Genomic DNA, 19,013 nt, shown 5'->3' on the forward strand with positions numbered 1-19,013 from the left:
ACAACGACCGATCCTGACCTTCCGCCGCGCGTCGCTCTGTAGATGGACCGATTCCAGGCCTCTTCGCCCGTGGGCCTGACGATGGATATGCCTTGACCACGATCGCGACGGCGTCATCCTTTCGTCGCGCTCACATTCTCAAAGCCCCCGTCGTTGCTGGCGAGGTTCGGCGAACCCATCAGCCGATCGACACGGCGCTAGATCACTCAGGAGGACCACTCGGGCCCTCGACTACATCCGCACGTGCCGCGATCCGCTCGTTCGAGCTTGGCCAACGAGGCGCGTCTTGTGGCCGCACGCCTGCGAGCGCTTTCCGCCGCGTCTGCAGCACTGGCGTCGAGACCAGTGTCCCGATCGTTGATGCTCGCTGGGTGAGTCGTAGCCCGGAGCCGTAGGTGCGCACCGCTGCACCTCCTCGTCACCATGCCTAGGGCACCTCCTCTTGACAAGATTTCTTGTCAAGAGGATGGTGGCGATATGCGGGACGTCGAGGTCATCGAGAGCGCGGAGGCAGCCGCCGCCGCGCTGGATCCGGTCCGGGCCCGGTTGCTCGGCGAGCTCGCCGTCCCGGCCTCCGCCGCAGGGCTCGCCGCCCGAGTCGGCATCGCGCGCCAGAAGGTGAACTACCACCTCAAGGCGCTCGAAGCGCACGGGTTGGTGGAGCTGTCCGGCGAGCGCCGGCACGGGGGCATCACCGAGCGGGTGCTGCAGGCGTCGGCGGCGGCGTACGTCGTGTCGCCGGCGGCCGTCAGCGCGTCCGCGGCGGACCCGGACGCCAGCGCGGACCATCTGTCGGCGGGCTACCTCGTCGCGCTGGCCGGTCGGCTGGTGCGCGAGGTCGGCGCCTTGGCGCGCCGGGCAGGCGCGTCCGGCAAGCGCCTGCCGACACTGACCATCGACACGCAGATCGGGTTCCGGTCGGCCGCCGACCGGGCTGCCTTCGCCGACGACCTGACCGCCGCGGTGCTCGACCTGGCCGCTCGCTACCACCACGACGACGGGCGCCCGCACCGGCTCGTCGTCGCCGCCCACCCCGTTCCTGAGGAGAACCCATGAGCACCACCCCGAACGTCCCGTACCGCCTGGAGTTCAGCGTCGAGGTCCCGGGCACCCCGGAGCAGGTCTGGCAAGCCATCGCCACCGCAAAGGGCATGAGCGCATGGTTCGCGCCGACCGAGATGGAGGAGCGCGAAGGCGGTTCCCTGCACTTCACCATGGGCCCGGAGATGGGCTCGGACGGCAAGGTCACCGCATGGGAGCCGCCGCGCCGCCTGGTCTACGAGGAGGACTGGGCCGCCCTCATGGGCAAGGACCCCGATGCCCTCAGCCCGCTGACGTCGGAGTTCCTCGTCGAGGCACAGTCCGGCGGAACCTGCATCGTGCGCGTCACCAGCAGCGGCTTCGGGACCGGCGCCGCCTGGGAGTCGGAGTTCTGGGACACCATGGGCCCGGGCTGGATGCCGTTCTTCGACAACCTGCGCCTCTACCTGTCGCACTTCCCCGGCCAGGAGGCCACACACATGGAGGCCACCGCCTCCCACCCCGGCGACGCGGACGCACTCTGGTCGACCCTGCACGACGTGCTCGGGCTGGGCGACGAGGGCGTCACGGTCGAGGTGCGCGGCGCCACCGGCACGGTCGAGCGCGTCGGTGAACGGCAGACGCTGGTCCGGCTCACCGCGCCGGTGCCCGGAATGCTCAGCGTCTTCGCGTGGGACGAGGGCGGCGGCAAGGCGACGGCGGGCGTACGGGCGTACCTGTTCTCCGCAGAAGCCGCGGACTACGTGCGGCGCGAAGAGCCGGCCTGGCAGGCCTGGCTGCAGGGGCTCTCCGTCCCGGCCTGATCTTCTACCGTTACCGAGGGCGACCCTGTCGACGCAGGTGCGTCACTCCGCCGCTGCATGGCGTTTCACCGTGGCCGGGCTGCCGGATGGCCATACTGGAACATGGCTCGGAACTGGGTGTGCCTGCTTCTGGGGCACCGGTGGAAGCGTCAGCAGCGTCCCGATCACACGGTGTTGCTCACGTGCCGTAGGTGCGGCTACGTGGATGCGGTCGAGCACGACTTCAGAGCGCCGTTCTAGGGCGATCGGGCGAACAGGATAGGTGTCCGTCCGTGGGGTCCGGTAGTAGGTCGAGCGATCGGTCTGCCACTTCAGCATCCGCGGGCTCACCCCGCAGATGCAACGAGGAGGCAAGGGAAGATGCTTGGAAGTTCACGTCACTCAGGCGACCTTCGCTCATCTGCCCGCCCCGAGAACGCATCCATCGCCTGGGTGGATTTTCGTGTGCCACAAGGCTTTGGATACCGAGGCCGCGCGAGCTTGTAGGAACGACACCACAAGAGCGAGGGCTCATGAGCCCTCTGCCCGCCAGGAGCGCACAATCTAGAGCGCACTCCGTGGGCTGTCGTTCCCGTGGAGTGTCGACGAGCGCGCCGCTCCACCACCTCCACCCCTGCGCTCGTCGGGACTCGCCTGACGAGCCGCGTCACTGCGCCGCCTGTCGGCGAGCACGGGTGTCACCCACATGACGGATGGCCCTATGTGGCCGGCAGGGCCGGGCTGCCTTGGCGTGGAGGGGACTTCGCGCTGCTTCAATCAGCGTCATCGTCGTTGATGAGCTGATAGAAGTCGACGGTCTACCAGACTCCGTTGATCCTCACGTACTGAGCTGCACTCCCATAGTGCTCGAAGCCGCAGCGGGTGAGCACCCGCCCGGAGGCGAGGTTGGTCGGCTGTGTCTCGGCCTGGAGGCGGTGCAGGTTCAGTCCCTCGAACGCGTGCCGGACAAGCAGGTGCAAGGCGATCGTGGCGATCGCCCGGCCGGTGAGTGCCTGGTCCAGGGCGTGGCCCACCCCAGCCGACTGAAAGGCCCCACGTACGATCCCGCCGAGCGCCATGCGTCCGGCGAGGTGCCCGTCGACCTCGATGAGGAACATCTCGGATCGTCCCGACTCGCGATTCTCGACAGCCTGCTTGATGCGGTCAGAATGTCGCGATCGGGTTGACCGGGCTGCCGGAGGTGCCGGCGAAGCGGACCGGCGCGACGGCGAACTGGAAGTCCCACTGGCCGAGCTCGGCAGCTGTCGTCGCGCACGCCTCCAGGTCGCAGTTGTCGAGCAGCCACAGACCCATCGCGACGAGGCCCACGGTGTGCACGGGCATCGCCAGGCCGTCGTACCCCGACGGCTGGACGTCCTGAGGCGTGTCAGCGCCGATCAGCGCGACCTGCCGGTCCTGCAGCCACGGCAGGCAGGACGCGTGCCAGCCGGCCTGCGTGAAACCGCCCGACGCGCCCGCCTCGTGCCGGGCACGACCATAGCCGGTCCGCAGGAGTACCGCGTCGCCGGCTCCCACCCGCACACCCTGGCGACGCTCGGCCTCCTCGAGATCGTCAGGAAACACACCCTCACCGGGTTCCAGCCACCGCACTTCGCGGACCTTGGCAATGTCGAGCAGGACACCACGCGTGACGATCCCGTTGGCTGCCGCCGTGACGGCTCCCCACGCCGATCCCGTGGTGGCGTCGACCAGGGAGTGTGGCCGGCCGTTGTACATCTGGCCGTCCCAGAAGATGTGGCACGGGGAATCGAGGTGGGTGATGGTGTTGCCGTGGAACAGGATCCCGAGCCGCTCGTTCGAGTAACCCCAGCGCCGGTCGTTGCGGAATCCGGGCAGCGGCATGGTCTCCGCGCCCGGCAGGTCGGCGAAGCACGGACAGGTGGTCGTCGAGCGTTCCATCTCTTCCGGCACGGCCACCTCCCATCCGCACGACACGCTCCGGCCGTGGCGCACGGCCCGCGCCGCCGCCAGCCGGACCTCGTCGCTGATGTGGTTCAGAGTGCCGAGCTCGTCGTCCTCGCCCCACCGTCCCCAGTTCGACAGCTTGTCGAAGTACCCGAGCACGTCGTCCTGGGTGGGCATCGACGGCTCTGCCGTCATCCCAGCATCGGCGGGATCTATCGTCATCATTCCTCTCCTTGTTGCGATCAGTGGCAGCGGCTTCATCGCTCGACACCTTGCCTAAGCAAAGCGCGCTCATCGACAGATCCGGTACATCACGACCCTCTCCGGGGCGCTGCGCCCCAACGTGAAACCAGCGTCTTACCGCCGTGAACCGGACGTGGCCATCGGAACCTTGTCTGCCGGAGCTGCCGACGTGCGATCGTCGTTGCTTCCCTGCCTTCCGCTGCCCGTGACCGAGGGGCTGGGCCGCGCGAAAGCCCGGACGTTCACGGCGCGGATCGTGTGAGGATGCTCGGCATGGCGGGTCGCGCACTGAGCTTTGGAGCGGCAACGGCAGCATACGGACGGTTCCGGCCGGGGTGTCCCGTTGAGCTCTTCGACCTAGTGATGGCGTACGCGGGTCGGCCGGGGCCAAGGGACGCCGCGGCAACCTACGCGTGCCGCGATGCTGTCCCGCAGTGCTCACCGGTGCCCGCCCGGCAACCGACGCACAGCCTCAGCCGCCTGCTCCACAGGCATGTCCGACGAGCCTCCGACCGGATCTCGTCGCGGCACTCCTACCTGATGGGCTGCCAGGCCGGCGCGACGTCCCGGTGGTACGACCTGCCGGCAAGTCTGCTGAGCAGAAAGGTCACCGGCACCGGAATCTTCGAGCGAAGGTAGGCCCGCACCTCGTCGCGCATCCCGTCCTGGACCCAGGCCATGAACCGGCCCGAGCCGGCGAGGGATGCCGGTCGAAGCTTCTTCTCGACGGCCTTCCACTCGGACGTCTCGAGGTGCGGCAGCATGAGCGGCTCGAGGTCGTTCTCCTCGTGATGCAGGTGCCGCTCGACGATGTCAGTCGCTCTCACGACGGCGTCCCTAGCGGCGTGGGCGTCGCCGGCAGACCCGCTCGAGGCATAGGCGTCCATCGCAGTGCGCGCACCGGCGAGTGCCTCAGCCATGGCGTGATGCTCCGTCTCCATGACCTCGACCAGCTCGGTGGCCCCTTCTACCCCGGCAAGGAACGGGAACACGTGCGTGTCCTCCCCCTCATGGTGGTGCTTGAGCTGGTCATGGAGGTTGGCGTAGGCCGCCTGCAGCTGCCTGGCGCGGGCCCGGTCACCGTCGGGAGCGGTGGCGAGGGCAGACTCGAGGCGACCGAGGTCGCGACGCACCGCCGCATGGATGACGCGGTTCATCGTCATGGGACCTGTCATGGCCGAGACGATATCCATCCGGGCCGGACGCGAGGGCCGGAATCGGCGCAGTCGCGGTCAGGGCCGGGGACCGCCCGCTGCAAGGAGCGGCATACCGAGCCGAAGGTGGCAGCGCTTTCCGCCGCGTCGCGGCCAGGTCATATCCCGCGCGCTTCGCGTCGTAGGGGAGCCCTCGTGTCCTCGCGATCGATGGCCTTTGCCAAGGCCCCGGGGGATCTCGAGGCACGAACGAGGTCGGGATGGTCCAGAGCACAGCGGTAGGCCACGGCCTGGCCGACCACCGGGGATTCTGCGTGCCCGAGCTGGTCCATCAACGCGACGAGGTCAGCCATGGTCCTTCGCTGTAGATGGCGGCGGTTGGGCCGCATCGGCTTTCCGAACGGCCGTATCCATGCAGGTCCGGACTCGACGCTGCGGCATGTGACGGTGCCCTTGACAAAGTACCTGAGTGTATTCATTATTGAGGTTACTCAGATTCTTGCCTCAGGGCGGGTCAGTCACAACGAGAAGGAAGATCGCCGTGCGAGCGTTCGTCGTCAATCAGTACAAGGGGCCGCTACAGCAAGCGGATGTCCCAGAGCCCGTGGTCGGAGAGCACGACGTGCTCGTACAGGTCCAGGCTGCCGGGCTCAACATGCTCGACGAGAAGATCCGGGCGGGCGAGCTCAAGCAGATCCTCCCGTACAAGCTGCCGCAGATCCTCGGCAACGACGTCGCCGGAACGGTGATCGGCGTCGGCGCGAAGGTGCAGGGATTCACGCTCGGCGACGAGGTGTACGCCCGGCCCGACAAGGACCGCATTGGGACGTTCGCGGAGCGCATCGCGGTTGCCGAGGCTGACCTGGCGCTCAAGCCGGCATCGGTCAGCCTCGAGGAGGCGGCCTCGCTCCCGCTGGTGGCGTTGACCGCATGGCAGGCGCTCGTCGAGCGGGGCAACCTGCAGGCCGGGCAGCGGGTCCTCATCCACGCCGGCGCCGGCGGGGTCGGGACGATCGCGATCCAGCTCGCCAAGCACCTCGGCGCCACGGTCGCCACCACGGTCAGCACCGGCAACGTCGACTTCGTGCGCGAGCTCGGTGCGGACGTCGTCATCGACTACCGCAGCCAGGACTTCGAACGGCTCCTCGACGGCTACGACCTCGTGCTGGACAGCCTCGGCGGGAAGAACCTCGAGAAGTCGCTCCGCGTGCTGCGCCCGGGCGGCAAGGCGATCGGGATCGCCGGGCCGCCCGACTCGGCGTTCGCCCGCGCGATCGGCGCGAACCCGGTGCTCCGGTTGGTGACGACCGTCCTCAGCAGCGGCATCCGCCGCCAGGCCCGGCGCCTCGGCGTGACGTACGAGTTCCTCTTCATGCGCGCCAGCGGTGACCAACTGCGCCAGATCACTGACCTCGTCGACGGCGGCGCGCTGCGCCCCGTCGTCGGACGGGTCTTCGCCTTCGACCAGACCGTGCAGGCAGTGCAGTCCCTGGAGAAGGGCGGCATCCGCGGCAAGGCCGTCATCAGCAGGGGCTGACCCACCCAGACCAACTCATCTCTCTCACCACCCACGAACCAAGCAGCAGGAGAACATCATGAGTACCAACAGCCACGCAGGGGACGACGTCATCATCGCCTACAAGGACGCGCCCGCCCGCACCGTCGACGCCGGCGGCGTGACCTACGCCTACCGCGAGCTGGGGCCGAAGGGCGGGATCCCCGTCGTCTTCTTCGTCCACCTCGCCGCGACCCTCGACAACTGGGACCCCCGGATCATCGACCCCATCGCCGCGGAGCGCCACGTCATCACCTTCGACAACCGTGGCGTCGGAGCCTCCACCGGCCGAGTCCCCGACAGCATCGAGGCGATGGCCGACGACGCCGTCACCTTCATCAAGGCGCTCGGCTTCGACAAGGTCGACATCTTCTCCTTCTCCCTCGGCGGCATGATCGCCCTGGACCTCGTGCTCAAGCACCCCGGCCTCGTCCGCAAGCTCGTCCTGACCGGCACCGGCCCTGCCGGCGGGAAGGACATCGACAAGGTCGCCCGCATCACCTACTACGACATCCTCCGCGCGAGCCTGACCCGGGCCGACCCCAAGGAGTTCCTGTTCTTCAACCGCAACGCCGCCGGCAAACCCGCCGCGAAGGCCTTCGTCAACCGGCTGAAGGAGCGCACGGTCGACCGTGACGCGCCGATCAAGATCCAGGCGCTCCAGACGCAGCTCAAGGCGATCAAGAAGTGGGGACGCTCGGCCCCCGCCGACCTGTCGAAGATCACCCAGCCCACCCTGATCGCCAACGGCGACAACGACCGGATGGTGCCCTCGGTGCTCTCCGAGGACCTGCACCGCCGCATCAAGGGCTCGCAGCTGGTCATCTATCCCGACTCCGGCCACGGCGGCATCTTCCAGTTCCACCACGAGTTCGCCCCGGTCGCCGTCGACTTCCTCGGTCGCTGACCGTCACCGCGACCGAACCCACAACGGGACGAGGGATATGAGCACGTCATTGTCGAAAGCCCAGGTCAAGCCACGGAAGCAGTTCGCGTCCTCCATCCTGCTGTGGGTACGCGCCGTCAGCCTCGGGAAACGGGGATGGCCACAGCGCATCCAAGGCCGCGCTCTGGTCGGCCGCCAACTCTCTGCGGCTCGAGCTCGCACCCCGGGGCGTCCACGTGACTGGTGTGCACGTGGGCCACGTCGAGACGCCCATGGCCGCGCACGCGGACGGGCCGTAGATGCATCCGGCGGAGCTCGTGACCAAGGTCTACGACGCCGTCAAGGCCGGAGAGTACGAGGTCATCGCTGATGAGCTGACCGCCCAGGTGACGGCGGCTCTTGCCGGTCCGGTCGGGGCGCACGACGCGGAGCTCCGCGACACGAGGGCTCGTCTCGTCGCCGTGGAAGAATGGGCGCCGGCACAGTCGAGCCCACCCAGCACGAGCCCATAGCAGAGAAGGGCGGCAGTCATGCCACTCACCTCCCAGCCAGTCGGACGGCGCGAGCGGAACAAGCAGCAGAAGCTCGACCGCATCACTGCCGCCGCCCGAGAGCTCTTCGCCCAGCGCGGCGTCGACGAGGTCACCGCCCAGGAGATCGCCGACAAGGCCGACATCGGTGCGGGAACGTTGTTCCTCTACGCCAAGAACAAGGGCGAGCTCCTGCTGCTCGTGCAGAACTCCGCCTACGCCGAGGCGCTTGCACAAGGCAGGTCGGCGGCCGAGAGCATCCCCGACATGCTCGACGCGGTGATGGCGATCGTCCGCCCGGTCGTGGAGTGCAACCGCAAACAGGTCGACAACGGGCGGACCTACCTGCGGGAGATCGTCTTCGGTGACCCTGAGGAGCCCCATCACCGCGACGCGCTCGGCCTCACCGTGCAGACCGAACAGGCGATCGCCGGCGTGCTCCGGCGGGACGAGCGCATCCGCTCCGCCGACGCCAAGACGCTCGCACACATCATCTCCGCGATCATGTTCGTCAGCATGGCGGCGACGATCAACATCGCCAACCCGGTCGACGACCTCGTACAGGAGATCAAAGACCAGGTCCGGGTTCTGCTTCCTGGGTGATGCCCTCGGCGTCGTTGGCTTGACGCGGGCCCGACGTCCGGTCCCGGACGCTTGGCTCTGCCACCGAAAGCGTCGCAGTCGCCCATGCGGACATGGCGCGGGACGGTCTTCGAGCCAATCGCAGGAAGCCGCGTCTTTCCGCAGCCGCGTGGAGAGCCTTCCGCCGGACACCTGGACCGAGTCTGGCCGGACACCGATCCTGCAGAGAAGTCTCTAGTAGCCGCGTCAAGGCGCGCGCTTTGACGCAGCCGCGCATCGCTAGAGGCCCGCCCGCGGATCGAGACTGGCAGCTCACATCGGTGAGAACTTGAAGGCGAGCGGCTCACCGGGAGGGCACCAGCGCAATACCTCGGGCGGCCTGGATGAGTGCTCCAGAAACGGGTGAGTCCTCGTCAAAGCCAACACGCCAGCCTCAGCTGCATGCCACTCGTCGTTATACGACGGGGCGACTGCGGCGACGCGGCGGCTGAAGGTCTCCAGCTCGGCGTTGGTAACGGGCACGAGAATCTTCCACACGTCCTGGCGGACGCGTCGTGATATCAGGAGGTAGAGCTGGCCGCACGAACAACCGGCTCTGGACGCCCTTAGGTCATCGTCAGCAAACACCGGCTCAACGTCAGCCCTCGGCCAGGACGATGGCGCGAAGTCGTCGACCAGATGGCAGTCACCAAGACTGGAACCAACGATGGCGCCTGTCATGTCCCGGGTCCAAAGAGTGGGCGTCTCCGCCGATGCCGTCGTCCGCGCCGACCCCTGTTATCCATCCCGTGCTCCTCCCGCCGGCAACATCATGATCCTCGACCATTCAGGCAGTTAGGTCCATCACAGGCTCAAGCCGCGACTCCGGGTACGGGCTTGGGTCGGCGAGGCTGCGTCTTACCGCCGCCTGACGGACTGCTCATCGTTGCACCTGCCAAATCGTGCCCATGCGCTCACCGGCTATGTTTCCGTCGCCGATGGTGCTGAAAACTCATGAGAAACGACCCCGTCGATCCCTGGGCAGATTTCATCCGTCGCTGACAGCTCCCGCTGCGGCCACGGACCTTCGCTCGTCGCCTGACCACTCCGCCGCGGACTCGTGGGCTGTCTCGTGCACGCCTCTTCCGATGGATGTGGCGCGATCTCCAGTATCGGGACTTTCTGGGGAGGACAGTTGAAGGGCAGCCGCGCCCGCCGGGGCGTCGGCGCAAGGATCTCGGGGACCGAGCCCGGGGAGGCCCAGCTATGCACAGGTCACGCGGCGCCGTGATCGGCGCCGTCGCAGTTGTCCTCATTACCGGATCAGCCGGGCCCAGCGCAGCAGCGAGCAACCGCTCGAGCAAGGCGCCTCTGTCCTTCTCCTCCAGTAGCGGGACGGCCATCGCCGAGTTCGCCCATACCGATGGCTGCCTGCGTCGCGGCGTCACCGTCATCGGCGACAAGACATCGGGGAAGACACCACCCGGAGCCCCCATGACCAGCACCTACGGCTTCCTGGAGGTCCGGGTGGATGACATCTGCTCGGGCACCACCGTCAAGGACGAGTGGGGACTGTTCCGCCCCACGCGGATCACTGTCGCCAACGTCAACTCGGCCGTCCTTCGGGGCACGGTAAGCATCGGCGGTCTGGAAGCCCCACCATCGGAGCAGACGACGTACCTCGTCAACCTGTCCTGGAGGCGCACCGGCAGCGTGGAGCGAAACCGCGGGACGAACAACGTGAAGGATCCGGACGGAACTCACATCCTCCAGCGCAGCAACTTCACGTTTGCCGACGCCTCGGTCACGGGGAGCATCGCGACGGAGAAGCAGCCCGGGGTCAACATCCTGGCCGGCCTCGATGCTGCGGGCCAACTGCAGTACTGGAGCGAGAGCTATCGCGCCCTACGTGCGCAAAGGAAGCCACCGGCCTGAGGATCGCGCCGGCCAACCGGGACGGCCGGCGCGAGCAGCGGCGGCCACCTGTCGGGCGAACGACTCACAATCAGTGCTGCCAAACGCTCGGCCTCGATCCTCTCCTTCAAGCGATGGCCGACAAGGCGCGTCTTACCGCCGCCAGTCGACCGGCATGAATCGCGACGTAACACAGTGCTTGGCGGGCGCGAGTCGATGCCGCCGCCTTCAGCGTCGTAGGGTGGCAGCTGAGAGGAGGCGGCGATGGCGGATCCGGTGGGCGACATCATCGGGGACTATCCGGCGTTCGCTGCGCAGCAGCAGGATCGCCTACTCGCCCGTGGCATCGACATCCGCCCGCACCCGCTCAGCCACCTCGCCTTCCGCGTGCCGGAGTGGGACCAGTACACGCACGTTCGGAACCTGCTCGAACGCCATGCGGTCGCTAACCGTGAGAACGTCTGGAACGGTCGGCCCATCTCCTTGATCGTCCCCGCCGAGCCGCTCGAAGTTCTCGACGGCAAGGTCGTCCCGCTCATCGAGCTCATCCCGCCCGTACATCAGCGCGTCTACAAGATGGGGCTGGAGCACCTCGGCGTCGTGATCGGCGAGGCTTTCGACTCCTTCGTCGAAGAACACAAGCCGGTCCTCACCGGACAGCAATTCCAGGGCCCGAACAGCACACCCGATCCCGTCTACATCTTGTTTGAGGACTTCACCCACGTGAAGTTCTATCGACTCACACTGAGAGCCTCCGTTGAGCTCCATGCTGGCCGGTTCAACGACGGGTTCGAACACGTCGATGACTGGGTACCCCAACGGCTCGTGACCGCCACCGGACCGAATCCCCTTCCGCGCTGAGTCACCCCAGAACTCAGCGCCGACCGCCTGCCAGCGGCGAGGCGCCTCAACACGCTTGCTCTCCTTCGCGCACGACTTGGCTCGACGGGCCAGACAGGCCTCGCTTCCGCAGGGCGCGCGAACGTGGAGGCGCCTCCTTTCGCCGCGAGTAGCCTTCCCTCACGCGGGCATAGCCAGACGTTGGCCCAGAGAGGCGAAGTCAGTGCTTGCCCGCGCCTAGCCGGAAAAGTCGGATTCGCTCATGCCATCGGCGTGACCGGCTGGCCATTGCACCATCTCGATGCGATACCCGTCGGGGTCGGTGATCCAGGAAGTCCAAAAGTCCTCCGAACCATCGGGCGAACTGGGCGGCTCAACGGTGACTCCCTTGGCGCCGAGATCAGCGATGGTGGCGGTCATGGACTCGACCTTGATGACGAGGTGGTTGAGACCCTGCGTATCGATCCGGCCGATGTCGGGACTGTGGACAAGCTCGAGGGCCACGAACTCGTCACCGGGGAGCTTGAGCATGGTCAGGCTGCCGAACTCCGTCTGCGGCACGGTCCCGACCACCATGTAGCCCAAGGCGGTGTAGAACGCGAGTGAACGCTCCAGATCCGCGACCCGAAGCCCGATGTGCAGTGTTCTCATTGGGCAGTCCTCTCAATCGGGGCAAGGCCACCCGGGATCGAGCAAGTGCTTCTCTTGAAGCCGAGGCGCCAACCGTAGGAGAAGGACAGCGAACTGCGGCTGCGTTATTCCGCCGCCAGTCGGTGCATGAGCAGCGCCCTGGCCTGCCGGTGAGCAGTCTGGCCACGGGCGGTATGACATTCCACTTCTCAGAAGTGGTTGGTGTATGACAGGAAGCGCCAGCCGCCGTCGCCGCCGAGCAGGTGGTAGGTCGTGCGCGTGTCTCGCAGAATCTCGCCGTCCTCGTCCGTGGCGTTCCAACGGACGGTTGCGAAGACGGCAAAGTCGCCGGTCTGATGCGCCTCGATTGTGATCGGTATCCACAACGTCGCGCCCTGTCCGCGGTAGGCGTTCATCATGCCGGCGAAGTGTTCACGCACCGCATCGTGGTCAGCCATGTGGATGGCCACACCCTCCCGGATCGCGAGGAACGGTGCCTCGCACAACTCCGCTACGCCCTCGGCATCATGGGCCGAGTAGCGGTCAGCGTAGGTCTGGATGAGGGACTCGATCGTCTCCGCCACAGGTCGAATATCGACCGCGACCAACGCGGCGTCAATGAGACCGCGAGTGTCTCCGCGACGTGTTGAGGCGTCCTCGTGCCGCGATCCGGGCGGCTCCAAGAGCTGCGTCACATCCCGCGGTCGCCCACACGTCGGGCTCCGTGGGCACTGAGGACCGCATCGATCCTGGGCTGACGGCGTGAGCGAACTAGTACGGCGGCTTAGTAGCCGCTACCCCCGCCGCCACCGCCACCGCCACCGCCACCGCTGTAGACGATCACGAGAACGACCACCACGACAGCGACTGCAACAAGTCCTGCGATCACCCATCGCTTCGCTAGCACCCTGACCACCCCTCCCATCGGGCGCCGACCTTCAGGGTCGGCCCCACACATCACGACGCAACGCGCCGATGCACGGTTCAACGGGGCGACGTGACAACGCCCGCTCGGCCAGGGAGCGGGTCCCACCTAGAAGGTCGGTGAATGCCGCGGCGGCTGCGTCACATCGCCGCCTGTCCGCTCTTTGCCACCGAGCGAACCGCGTCTTGGTTGGCTGAGGGGATGACGATCGTTGCCGAGCCCGGCTAGAAGACGGGCACGCCGGGAGCATGGCTTCATCTATGGGCCTTGGCTCGCTTCGAGAAAGCTCATCGAGCGTCGCGGCTCGTCCACACAAGCGGGCGATCACGTCCGTCGGTTCGAGCGTGAGCATCCGTTGATGCCGAACGGAGCGTTGGTGGGTATGGCCGAGGGAGATCGTCGGCGTCCGGCCTGGGGCGACCGACCCCGACACACGGAGGCCCCCATGAAGAGACTGCTCATCGTCACCGCCGGCGCGGTCGGATTCCTGCTCGGCTCGCGGGCCGGTCGGGAGCCCTACGAGCAGTTCAAGCGCGCGATCGGCCAGTTGAAGGACGACCCGCGCGTGCAGGCGAAGGCGCACCAGGGTGCCCAGCTCGTGCGCGAGCAGGCGCCGGTCGTGGCGGACAAGGTGGCCGATGCCGCCCGGACGGCGACCGACAAGGTCACCTCGGCGGTTTCGAGGTCTACCGACGCCGGCGCCGCTGACTCGCGCCAGGAGAACGCGGAGGACCTTGTCGAGCGGGCCGTGCAGTTCCAGAAGGACCACGGGCCCAAGGGTCCGCTGCCCTGAGAGCCTTCGGCCTGATCGGGGCGCCGGACTCCTGGTCCGACTCTGCGAGCGACGTGACGCCCGTGACGCCGACCGGGTTCCCGGGATCGGCCAGGCTGCAGCCTCCCTCGACCGCAGGGATGCGCGCTCACGCCGCTCTTCACGCGTAATTTGCGCGAGCTACCTCCCCTGATGATCGGTGAAGCGTTCTTCGACCCAGGCTGGACCATGACCACTCCCAAACCGGCTACGCCGCTCCGCTCGGGGTGCGCTTCCGGCAACACGACGGAGAAACGGTTGCCATGGCTGAATCCGATGTCGCTGTCGCTCTCCTGCAGGGCGATGGATCCCTTGAACAGGTGCTCGCCCCCGGTGTGACGCTGTTCGGCTTGGCCTTCGTACCGCGTCTCTTACGCAGGACTCGAGCGCCGGGGGCCGAGTCTCGAACGTCCGGGTATGCCGCCTGCCGCCAGTCCGCATGGGCAAGCAACTGACGACGAACTACGCTCCAGCGTCGCAGTCGGCGTGCTTACAGCCCAGGGTGGGGAGCCTCCTGACGGTCCAACAGGAGAAGCCGATCGACCCCCGCCACCACGGCGGTGGGATGGGTGAGAGGAACCATGTGGGCAGCTCCCTGAACGGTGGTCAGACGCCCGTTGGACACCGTCCGCAGGACGGATGACCACTCATGCGAGGCGATCCGGTCGCTCTCGCCACACACGACCTCGACGGGTACATCGAGCCGACTCAGGGCAAGGTCAGTGCGGAAGTGCCGCATCGCATCGATGCCCCGCAGCATGCTGAGGATCCCGGTGCGCCGGTACTGCGGCACAAGCACGGCGGCTTCACGTGGCCGCTCGTGACTGGCGGTGCGGGCCCACTGGCTCAACATCCTCGGCCACGTCTGAGCGCGCGGATCGGTGACGGGGCCGACGAGGACGAGTCCCACCACGTCGCTTGTGCGGGTGGCCGCCTCCACCACCACTGGGCAGCTGGCCGAATGACCCACCAGGATGGTCTTCCCGCCGTGCGGCAGACGCTGCAGAAGCCGCTCGGCTTGACGTTCGACCGCAAGATCCGTGCCACGCGGCGCCGGCTGACCCATGGAGGGCAGCAGCACGACGGCGCTCAACCCGCGCAGTTCGTGTCGGACCAGCTGCCACGACCGGCTGTCGAGACCTAGCCCGGGCACGAACACAACGGCCGGGCTGAGCCCTCTGGCGAGGGCTGGACCGTCGCAGCCTGCGGCGGGCGTTGGGCCCTCGTTCACGGGCGTGGTTGGGAGCATGGAAGTCCTTGAGGAGGAAAGCGTGTCCGCGGCTGCGGGTACAGCTCAGCGGACGGTCTGGCGAACGTTCGAGGTGTTGTCACGCGCACTGTCGTGCCCACCGAAAAGTCGATAACTGGACCCTCGAACTGCAGAACCTTGGTCGGCCGGTCCGAGCGAACGCGCTGCGCCCCCGCTCCTCATGCGGAGCGGGGGCGCGCGCTTGCCAGCTCAGGTTGGCTGGAGACTGCTGTCAGTTGTTGTCGCCGGCACGGGCGCGGCTGCCGGACTTGGCCAGACCGCGGGCGATCATGTAGCCGATCGTCAGGAAGGTGATGTAGCGCAGCGCCTGCTCAGCGCTGAACGGGTCGGCCGTGTTGGCACCGTCGTCGCCGACGACGAACGCGGTGACGATGACCGCGAGGACCGCAACGACGTACGCGATCAGCTCGGTGGTCTTGCGGGCCGGCCGCGTCTCGACCGAGTGGGTGCGGTCGTCGCGGCGGGTGGTGTGATCGGTCTGGGTGGAAGACAAAGTGGTGCCCTTCAGGTGTGTCAAGAATGTGGCCGGATGTGGCCGTGACGCACGAGGGCCGGGGGCTGGACTCTCAGGATCAGCGTGCTCTTTGAAGGCATCGCTTACGCGCCGCACAAGATGGCATGCGCGTCCATGCGTTCGGCAAGCATGGGCGCGCGGAGCGTTCAAGTCAAATTGAAACCTGAACGATCTAATCGGTGGCGCCTCAACCGGATCGCGTGAATGGGCCATCCCTCGGCGCCATGCGGGCGGGGGATGCTGGTGCTCGGTGTCGACGCACTCGGGGCAGGGAACGACGCCCATCACGACCTCGCAGTGACACGGAGGTTCTGGGAGCAGCTCCCCGAGTCGGTCCGCTCACACCTGTCCTGTCCGAGAGTCAACGAGCTGCACCCCCATCGTCCAGAAACACGACATCGAGGGCTTGGTCATGGGCTGAACCCGGCCGCAAGAGCGGTAACAGCGGCGCATTTCCTGGGCACCACTCTGCTGCGTACGTCTCGGAACCACGCCCGCGCTCGCCCGCCTCGGGCGCGCTAGATCCTCTGCGGTGTGGCGTAACAGAACCGGGCGTAGGCCAAGGCCGTCCGCTGCACGGGAGGCCGGAGGGCCAGTTGAATGTAGGCGCCGGGATCGGCGGCGATCGCTGACGCAACCTGATCGCCATCCTCGATGACTGAGCCAAACCAGTTTGACCACTTGAGCAGAAACGCTCCCCGTGCGTTGTACAACAGATCCCCCACTGTGAAGGCCTGCCAGTCCTTCGCCAGCTCCTCCGCCGCCTTCACAGGAAAGTCCTTCGCCAGCGAGTATGGCTCGGGCGCGGTGCCGCCGATCGCCGGCCGCTGGTCCGGCGCCAGGTCTTGCAGCACCGCATCGCAGGCGGCGCCTTTCAATGCATCCTCGGTCATCTTGACGATGGCGGAGCCGAGACCGTCCGGTTCGAGGTTCGGGCTCAGACGGTCGAGGGTTTGAGCAGAGAGCTGCGACACCATGGCGTTGGCATTCCTGCTGGCAGTGTCGGCGTCCAGCGTCGCCAACCTGAGTGTTCCCTCGTCGAGCCGTCGGCCGAGTTGGCGGATCAAGGCGGTGCGGCGCTCAGCGTCCTGGATCGACAGATCTTCTCTCGGGATGCCGTTCAGGTCGTCGAGAGACATTTTCACGGAGCCCAGCTGCTCCCAGCTTTCTACGGCGGCCCTAGCCCGTTTCTCGGCCTGGGCTAGACGCTGCGCGGCCTCGGCGGTTGTCTCGACGACGACCGGCCTGCAGGCTCCGAGCGCCAGCAGGAGACAAACTGCGATCACTGCCGGCAACGGGCTCCGTGCACGCACGCCTAATTTTCTCAGAACAGCCGGGCTGGGTCGGGCGTTTGGCAAGGATGAGGGCTATGTCGAAATCTCGGTCGATTGGCCTTCGGACAATCGGGAGCCGTGAGCCGCTGGCCGAGCGGGTGAGGGCATGATGGCGGAGATTCGGACCGATGGGTGTTACGTCATGCTCGACCGCGACGGCTATTGGTCGTACCTGAAGTTCTTCGCCGATGGGCTGGTGCTTTCGGTCACCGCGGATCAGCCTCCAACCCGGTTCGCGCAGCACCTGTCACCCGGCAATCCCGTCTTCAGCTACGGCCGGGTCGCCGAGGTCGACGGCGCGGTGCGAGTCACGACCACTAACGACGAAGGGGGTGTCACCTTCATCGTCCTGCCGGTCAATGACAAGGTCCTGGCCGTGCACTCCACGAGCAACATCAACGGTGCGGAGTTCGACGACGTGTACACCTACTTCCCCAGCTGACTTTCGACAGCGGTCAACGATCGGGTCGGCCTGCGCCTGTTGGAGCCGCTCCTTGGCCCGGATCACGCGGGCCGGGTAGCGCGCCCTCGCGTAGAGCTTGGTTGCGGCGCCCCTCGGTGTCACGCGAGCGGGCGGTCCAGTTGAGAGCCACACCCAGAAGCCAAGGTGGGCAGCCGCGTGGAGAGCCTTCCGCCGGACACCTGGACCGAGTCTGGCCGGACACCGATCCTGCAGAGAAGTCTCTGGTAGCCGCCTGTCGGCGCGACGCGTTTCACTCACGTATTGCCGATGAGGGCACGTCTATCCCATGTCGGACCAGAGATCCGCAGGTCGACTCGGCGGCGAGCGCTGGGCTGCGGCGAGCCGGCGCAGCCCCGCCCGGAGAGCCGAACCCCGGGTGGCCGACGAGCGGGGCCCCACCCAGCGCGGCGGCTTGGCCGCCTTGTCCGGTAGCCGAGCGCTCCGGGCAAAGCCAACCTCGGGGCGGGTGGACTCGGGATCACGACGTCTTCTGGACCACCCCGTCTGTCACCGCGCTCGCCTCAAGCTCCACCAGGATGTCGGGCTCGAATAGTGATTCCACGCCGATCAGCGTGGTCGGTGGCATCGGGAAGGCAAGTCCAACTTCTTCGGCGACAGCCGCCAGAGCTCCCATGAACTCCTCCGTGTGCTCGGGCCGCCACTTCACGACGTAGAACCTCAGGTGGACGACGTTCTCGAAGGAGGCGCCGGCCGCGGCCAATGCCGTAGCAACGTTGCGCATCACCTGGGCAACCTGCCCCCCGAGGTCATACGGCGCGATGGGGGTCCCATCGGCGGCACGGGACACCTGCCCGCTGAGGAGAAGGTGCGTGGTGCCGGAGGCGGCCGCCACGTGGTGATAGGGCGTCTGTTGCATCAAGCCGGCTGGGTTCAGGTACTGCACGGTCATCATGACTCCATTCCAGTTAGTTGGTATCTGTGTTATACCTAGTGTGTGGAGGACACTTCAACGAGACCAGGTCACCCATCGGATACCTTCGAGCGCGCACTCGGGCCGGTTCTCGTCGAGGCACCTCATCGAGAGCTTCTCGATCAAGTCCTCGACAAGTGGTCCCTGAGCGTCCTGAACGTGCTGTGTGAGCGCCCGTCCCGGTTCAACGACTTGCGGCGTGCCATTCCGGCTGTGACGCAGAAGTCTCTGTCGGCGACGTTGCGACGACTCGAACGCAACGGGGTCGTCGAGCGGGTTGTTCTCGATGTACGCCCGGTAGGCGTTCAATACCGGATCACGGCGCTGGGCAAGACCCTTCGTGAACCCCTTGACGTGCTTCTCCAGTGGGCAGCGCGTCACATGCCGGACATCGAAGCGGCCCGAGATGCCTTCGACGGTTGGGCGATTGATGCAACACCCCGCACGGGTTCACCCACCGAGTCACCAAGTCCATGACCACGTGGGCGCCATTCGCTTACCAGACCCTCGTCCCAGGAGTACGGCGCCCCGTCCGGTCACGCCGCGATCCGCGCGGCCCACAGGTGCGTCTATCCGCCGCGACGAGGGCGGCCATCCCGGCTTGTTTATCGGGTCCGCCGCGATCTCGGTCGAGAGCGCCGGCACCTTCGACGCCGACGCTGAGCTTGAGCTCTGGTTCTCAGGCTGGGCAAGGTCAAGTTCG

22 protein-coding genes are annotated in these 19,013 nt (G+C 67.0%); 12 read left to right on the forward strand and 10 right to left on the reverse strand.

Features of this window, described 5'->3' with window-relative positions:
• The first annotated feature begins 477 nt into the window (after nucleotides 1-477).
• Complete coding sequence (locus H9I49_RS02475) at nucleotides 478-1,056, forward strand: helix-turn-helix domain-containing protein (RefSeq protein WP_188028731.1); 579 nt, start codon at nucleotides 478-480, stop codon at nucleotides 1,054-1,056.
• Nucleotides 1,053-1,844, forward strand: coding sequence for an SRPBCC domain-containing protein (locus tag H9I49_RS02480; protein WP_188028732.1), 792 nt, complete (start codon nucleotides 1,053-1,055; stop codon nucleotides 1,842-1,844). Before H9I49_RS02475 ends, H9I49_RS02480 begins: the two co-directional genes overlap by 4 nt.
• Nucleotides 1,845-2,641: 797 nt before the next feature.
• On the opposite strand, the gene H9I49_RS02485 is transcribed toward H9I49_RS02480, so the two are convergent.
• The 3 genes from H9I49_RS02485 to H9I49_RS02495 form a co-directional block, all read right to left on the reverse strand.
• Nucleotides 2,642-3,085 (reverse strand): GNAT family N-acetyltransferase, encoded by a 444-nt coding sequence (locus H9I49_RS02485; RefSeq protein WP_255523667.1) that lies wholly within the window; start codon nucleotides 3,083-3,085, stop codon nucleotides 2,642-2,644.
• Nucleotides 2,988-3,971: a cyclase family protein gene (locus H9I49_RS02490; protein WP_188028734.1), complete on the reverse strand. Its 984-nt coding sequence runs from the start codon at nucleotides 3,969-3,971 to the stop codon at nucleotides 2,988-2,990. Before H9I49_RS02490 ends, H9I49_RS02485 begins: the two co-directional genes overlap by 98 nt.
• A 554-nt stretch (nucleotides 3,972-4,525) precedes the next feature.
• Complete coding sequence (locus tag H9I49_RS02495; protein ID WP_188028735.1) at nucleotides 4,526-5,167, reverse strand: hemerythrin domain-containing protein; 642 nt, start codon at nucleotides 5,165-5,167, stop codon at nucleotides 4,526-4,528.
• 520 nt (nucleotides 5,168-5,687) lie between these two features.
• Here H9I49_RS02495 and H9I49_RS02500 point away from each other — a divergent pair.
• The 5 genes from H9I49_RS02500 to H9I49_RS02515 all read left to right on the forward strand — a co-directional run bounded on the left by H9I49_RS02500 (nucleotide 5,688) and on the right by H9I49_RS02515 (nucleotide 8,720).
• Nucleotides 5,688-6,683 carry an NADP-dependent oxidoreductase gene (locus H9I49_RS02500; protein ID WP_188028736.1) on the forward strand — a complete coding sequence of 332 codons (996 nt, stop codon included), beginning with the start codon at nucleotides 5,688-5,690 and terminating at the stop codon, nucleotides 6,681-6,683.
• A 58-nt stretch (nucleotides 6,684-6,741) separates the two neighbouring features.
• A complete protein-coding gene (locus H9I49_RS02505; RefSeq protein WP_188028737.1) occupies nucleotides 6,742-7,608 on the forward strand; it encodes an alpha/beta fold hydrolase in 867 nt (288 codons plus the stop codon).
• 182 nt (nucleotides 7,609-7,790) lie between these two features.
• Entirely contained in the window at nucleotides 7,791-7,886 is a 96-nt protein-coding gene (locus H9I49_RS23640; RefSeq protein ID WP_370587462.1) for a hypothetical protein, read from the forward strand.
• Nucleotides 7,887-8,099 (forward strand): hypothetical protein, encoded by a 213-nt coding sequence (locus tag H9I49_RS02510; RefSeq protein WP_255523583.1) that lies wholly within the window; start codon nucleotides 7,887-7,889, stop codon nucleotides 8,097-8,099.
• Nucleotides 8,100-8,117: 18 nt separating this feature from the next.
• Nucleotides 8,118-8,720 carry a TetR/AcrR family transcriptional regulator gene (locus H9I49_RS02515; protein ID WP_188028738.1) on the forward strand — a complete coding sequence of 201 codons (603 nt, stop codon included), beginning with the start codon at nucleotides 8,118-8,120 and terminating at the stop codon, nucleotides 8,718-8,720.
• A 291-nt stretch (nucleotides 8,721-9,011) separates the two neighbouring features.
• On the opposite strand, the gene H9I49_RS02520 is transcribed toward H9I49_RS02515, so the two are convergent.
• Nucleotides 9,012-9,419 carry a hypothetical protein gene (locus H9I49_RS02520; protein WP_188028740.1) on the reverse strand — a complete coding sequence of 136 codons (408 nt, stop codon included), beginning with the start codon at nucleotides 9,417-9,419 and terminating at the stop codon, nucleotides 9,012-9,014.
• Between the two features lie 753 nt (nucleotides 9,420-10,172).
• Here H9I49_RS02520 and H9I49_RS02525 point away from each other — a divergent pair.
• Together H9I49_RS02525 and H9I49_RS02530 are read left to right on the forward strand one after the other, a co-directional pair.
• Complete coding sequence (locus tag H9I49_RS02525; protein WP_188028742.1) at nucleotides 10,173-10,613, forward strand: hypothetical protein; 441 nt, start codon at nucleotides 10,173-10,175, stop codon at nucleotides 10,611-10,613.
• A 243-nt stretch (nucleotides 10,614-10,856) separates the two neighbouring features.
• On the forward strand, nucleotides 10,857-11,453 hold the full coding sequence (locus tag H9I49_RS02530; protein ID WP_188028743.1) for a VOC family protein: 597 nt from the start codon (nucleotides 10,857-10,859) through the stop codon (nucleotides 11,451-11,453).
• A 216-nt stretch (nucleotides 11,454-11,669) separates the two neighbouring features.
• Here H9I49_RS02530 and H9I49_RS02535 read toward each other — a convergent pair whose 3' ends face one another.
• The gene (locus H9I49_RS02535; RefSeq protein WP_188028744.1) at nucleotides 11,670-12,083 is read right to left on the reverse strand and encodes a VOC family protein; all 414 of its coding nucleotides are present in this window, start codon (nucleotides 12,081-12,083) and stop codon (nucleotides 11,670-11,672) included.
• Between the two features lie 188 nt (nucleotides 12,084-12,271).
• On the reverse strand, nucleotides 12,272-12,646 hold the full coding sequence (locus H9I49_RS02540) for a nuclear transport factor 2 family protein (RefSeq protein WP_188028745.1): 375 nt from the start codon (nucleotides 12,644-12,646) through the stop codon (nucleotides 12,272-12,274).
• A 786-nt stretch (nucleotides 12,647-13,432) separates the two neighbouring features.
• On the opposite strand from H9I49_RS02540, the gene H9I49_RS02545 reads away from it, so the two are divergent.
• The gene (locus H9I49_RS02545; protein WP_188028746.1) at nucleotides 13,433-13,780 is read left to right on the forward strand and encodes a YtxH domain-containing protein; all 348 of its coding nucleotides are present in this window, start codon (nucleotides 13,433-13,435) and stop codon (nucleotides 13,778-13,780) included.
• Between the two features lie 508 nt (nucleotides 13,781-14,288).
• Here H9I49_RS02545 and H9I49_RS02550 read toward each other — a convergent pair.
• The 3 genes from H9I49_RS02550 to H9I49_RS02560 form a co-directional block, all read right to left on the reverse strand.
• Nucleotides 14,289-15,047, reverse strand: coding sequence for an alpha/beta fold hydrolase (locus H9I49_RS02550; RefSeq protein ID WP_188028747.1), 759 nt, complete (start codon nucleotides 15,045-15,047; stop codon nucleotides 14,289-14,291).
• Between the two features lie 232 nt (nucleotides 15,048-15,279).
• Entirely contained in the window at nucleotides 15,280-15,561 is a 282-nt protein-coding gene (locus H9I49_RS02555) for a hypothetical protein (protein WP_223128236.1), read from the reverse strand.
• A gap of 539 nt (nucleotides 15,562-16,100) precedes the next feature.
• Nucleotides 16,101-16,877: a hypothetical protein gene (locus H9I49_RS02560; protein ID WP_188028748.1), complete on the reverse strand. Its 777-nt coding sequence runs from the start codon at nucleotides 16,875-16,877 to the stop codon at nucleotides 16,101-16,103.
• Between the two features lie 181 nt (nucleotides 16,878-17,058).
• Here H9I49_RS02560 and H9I49_RS02565 point away from each other — a divergent pair, with 181 nt between their 5' ends.
• Nucleotides 17,059-17,358 carry a hypothetical protein gene (locus tag H9I49_RS02565; RefSeq protein ID WP_188028749.1) on the forward strand — a complete coding sequence of 100 codons (300 nt, stop codon included), beginning with the start codon at nucleotides 17,059-17,061 and terminating at the stop codon, nucleotides 17,356-17,358.
• Nucleotides 17,359-17,857: 499 nt separating this feature from the next.
• Here the strand turns inward: H9I49_RS02565 and H9I49_RS02570 are convergent, their stop codons facing one another.
• Nucleotides 17,858-18,289: a RidA family protein gene (locus H9I49_RS02570; RefSeq protein WP_188028750.1), complete on the reverse strand. Its 432-nt coding sequence runs from the start codon at nucleotides 18,287-18,289 to the stop codon at nucleotides 17,858-17,860.
• 45 nt (nucleotides 18,290-18,334) lie between these two features.
• On the opposite strand from H9I49_RS02570, the gene H9I49_RS02575 reads away from it, so the two are divergent.
• Entirely contained in the window at nucleotides 18,335-18,787 is a 453-nt protein-coding gene (locus tag H9I49_RS02575; RefSeq protein ID WP_188028751.1) for a helix-turn-helix domain-containing protein, read from the forward strand.
• Nucleotides 18,788-19,013: the final 226 nt, after the last annotated feature.

The sequence above is a fragment of the Terrabacter sp. MAHUQ-38 genome (assembly GCF_014518425.1).
In the GTDB taxonomy this organism is placed as follows: domain Bacteria; phylum Actinomycetota; class Actinomycetes; order Actinomycetales; family Dermatophilaceae; genus Terrabacter.

What these genes read in the sequence shown, in the direction of transcription:
- H9I49_RS02565 (WP_188028749.1), top strand. Translation starts at nt 17,059, where the DNA reads ATGCTCGACCGCGACGGCTATTGGTCGTACCTGAAGTTCTTCGCCGAT.
- H9I49_RS02510 (WP_255523583.1), top strand. Translation starts at nt 7,887, where the DNA reads ATGCATCCGGCGGAGCTCGTGACCAAGGTCTACGACGCCGTCAAGGCC.
- H9I49_RS02530 (WP_188028743.1), top strand. Translation starts at nt 10,857, where the DNA reads ATGGCGGATCCGGTGGGCGACATCATCGGGGACTATCCGGCGTTCGCT.
- H9I49_RS02505 (WP_188028737.1), top strand. Translation starts at nt 6,742, where the DNA reads ATGAGTACCAACAGCCACGCAGGGGACGACGTCATCATCGCCTACAAG.
- H9I49_RS02545 (WP_188028746.1), top strand. Translation starts at nt 13,433, where the DNA reads ATGAAGAGACTGCTCATCGTCACCGCCGGCGCGGTCGGATTCCTGCTC.
- H9I49_RS02570 (WP_188028750.1), bottom strand. Translation starts at nt 18,289, where the DNA reads ATGACCGTGCAGTACCTGAACCCAGCCGGCTTGATGCAACAGACGCCC.
- H9I49_RS02495 (WP_188028735.1), bottom strand. Translation starts at nt 5,167, where the DNA reads ATGACAGGTCCCATGACGATGAACCGCGTCATCCATGCGGCGGTGCGT.
- H9I49_RS02475 (WP_188028731.1), top strand. Translation starts at nt 478, where the DNA reads ATGCGGGACGTCGAGGTCATCGAGAGCGCGGAGGCAGCCGCCGCCGCG.
- H9I49_RS02520 (WP_188028740.1), bottom strand. Translation starts at nt 9,419, where the DNA reads ATGACAGGCGCCATCGTTGGTTCCAGTCTTGGTGACTGCCATCTGGTC.
- H9I49_RS02525 (WP_188028742.1), top strand. Translation starts at nt 10,173, where the DNA reads ATGACCAGCACCTACGGCTTCCTGGAGGTCCGGGTGGATGACATCTGC.
- H9I49_RS02515 (WP_188028738.1), top strand. Translation starts at nt 8,118, where the DNA reads ATGCCACTCACCTCCCAGCCAGTCGGACGGCGCGAGCGGAACAAGCAG.
- H9I49_RS02490 (WP_188028734.1), bottom strand. Translation starts at nt 3,971, where the DNA reads ATGACGATAGATCCCGCCGATGCTGGGATGACGGCAGAGCCGTCGATG.
- H9I49_RS02550 (WP_188028747.1), bottom strand. Translation starts at nt 15,047, where the DNA reads ATGCTCCCAACCACGCCCGTGAACGAGGGCCCAACGCCCGCCGCAGGC.
- H9I49_RS02480 (WP_188028732.1), top strand. Translation starts at nt 1,053, where the DNA reads ATGAGCACCACCCCGAACGTCCCGTACCGCCTGGAGTTCAGCGTCGAG.
- H9I49_RS02535 (WP_188028744.1), bottom strand. Translation starts at nt 12,083, where the DNA reads ATGAGAACACTGCACATCGGGCTTCGGGTCGCGGATCTGGAGCGTTCA.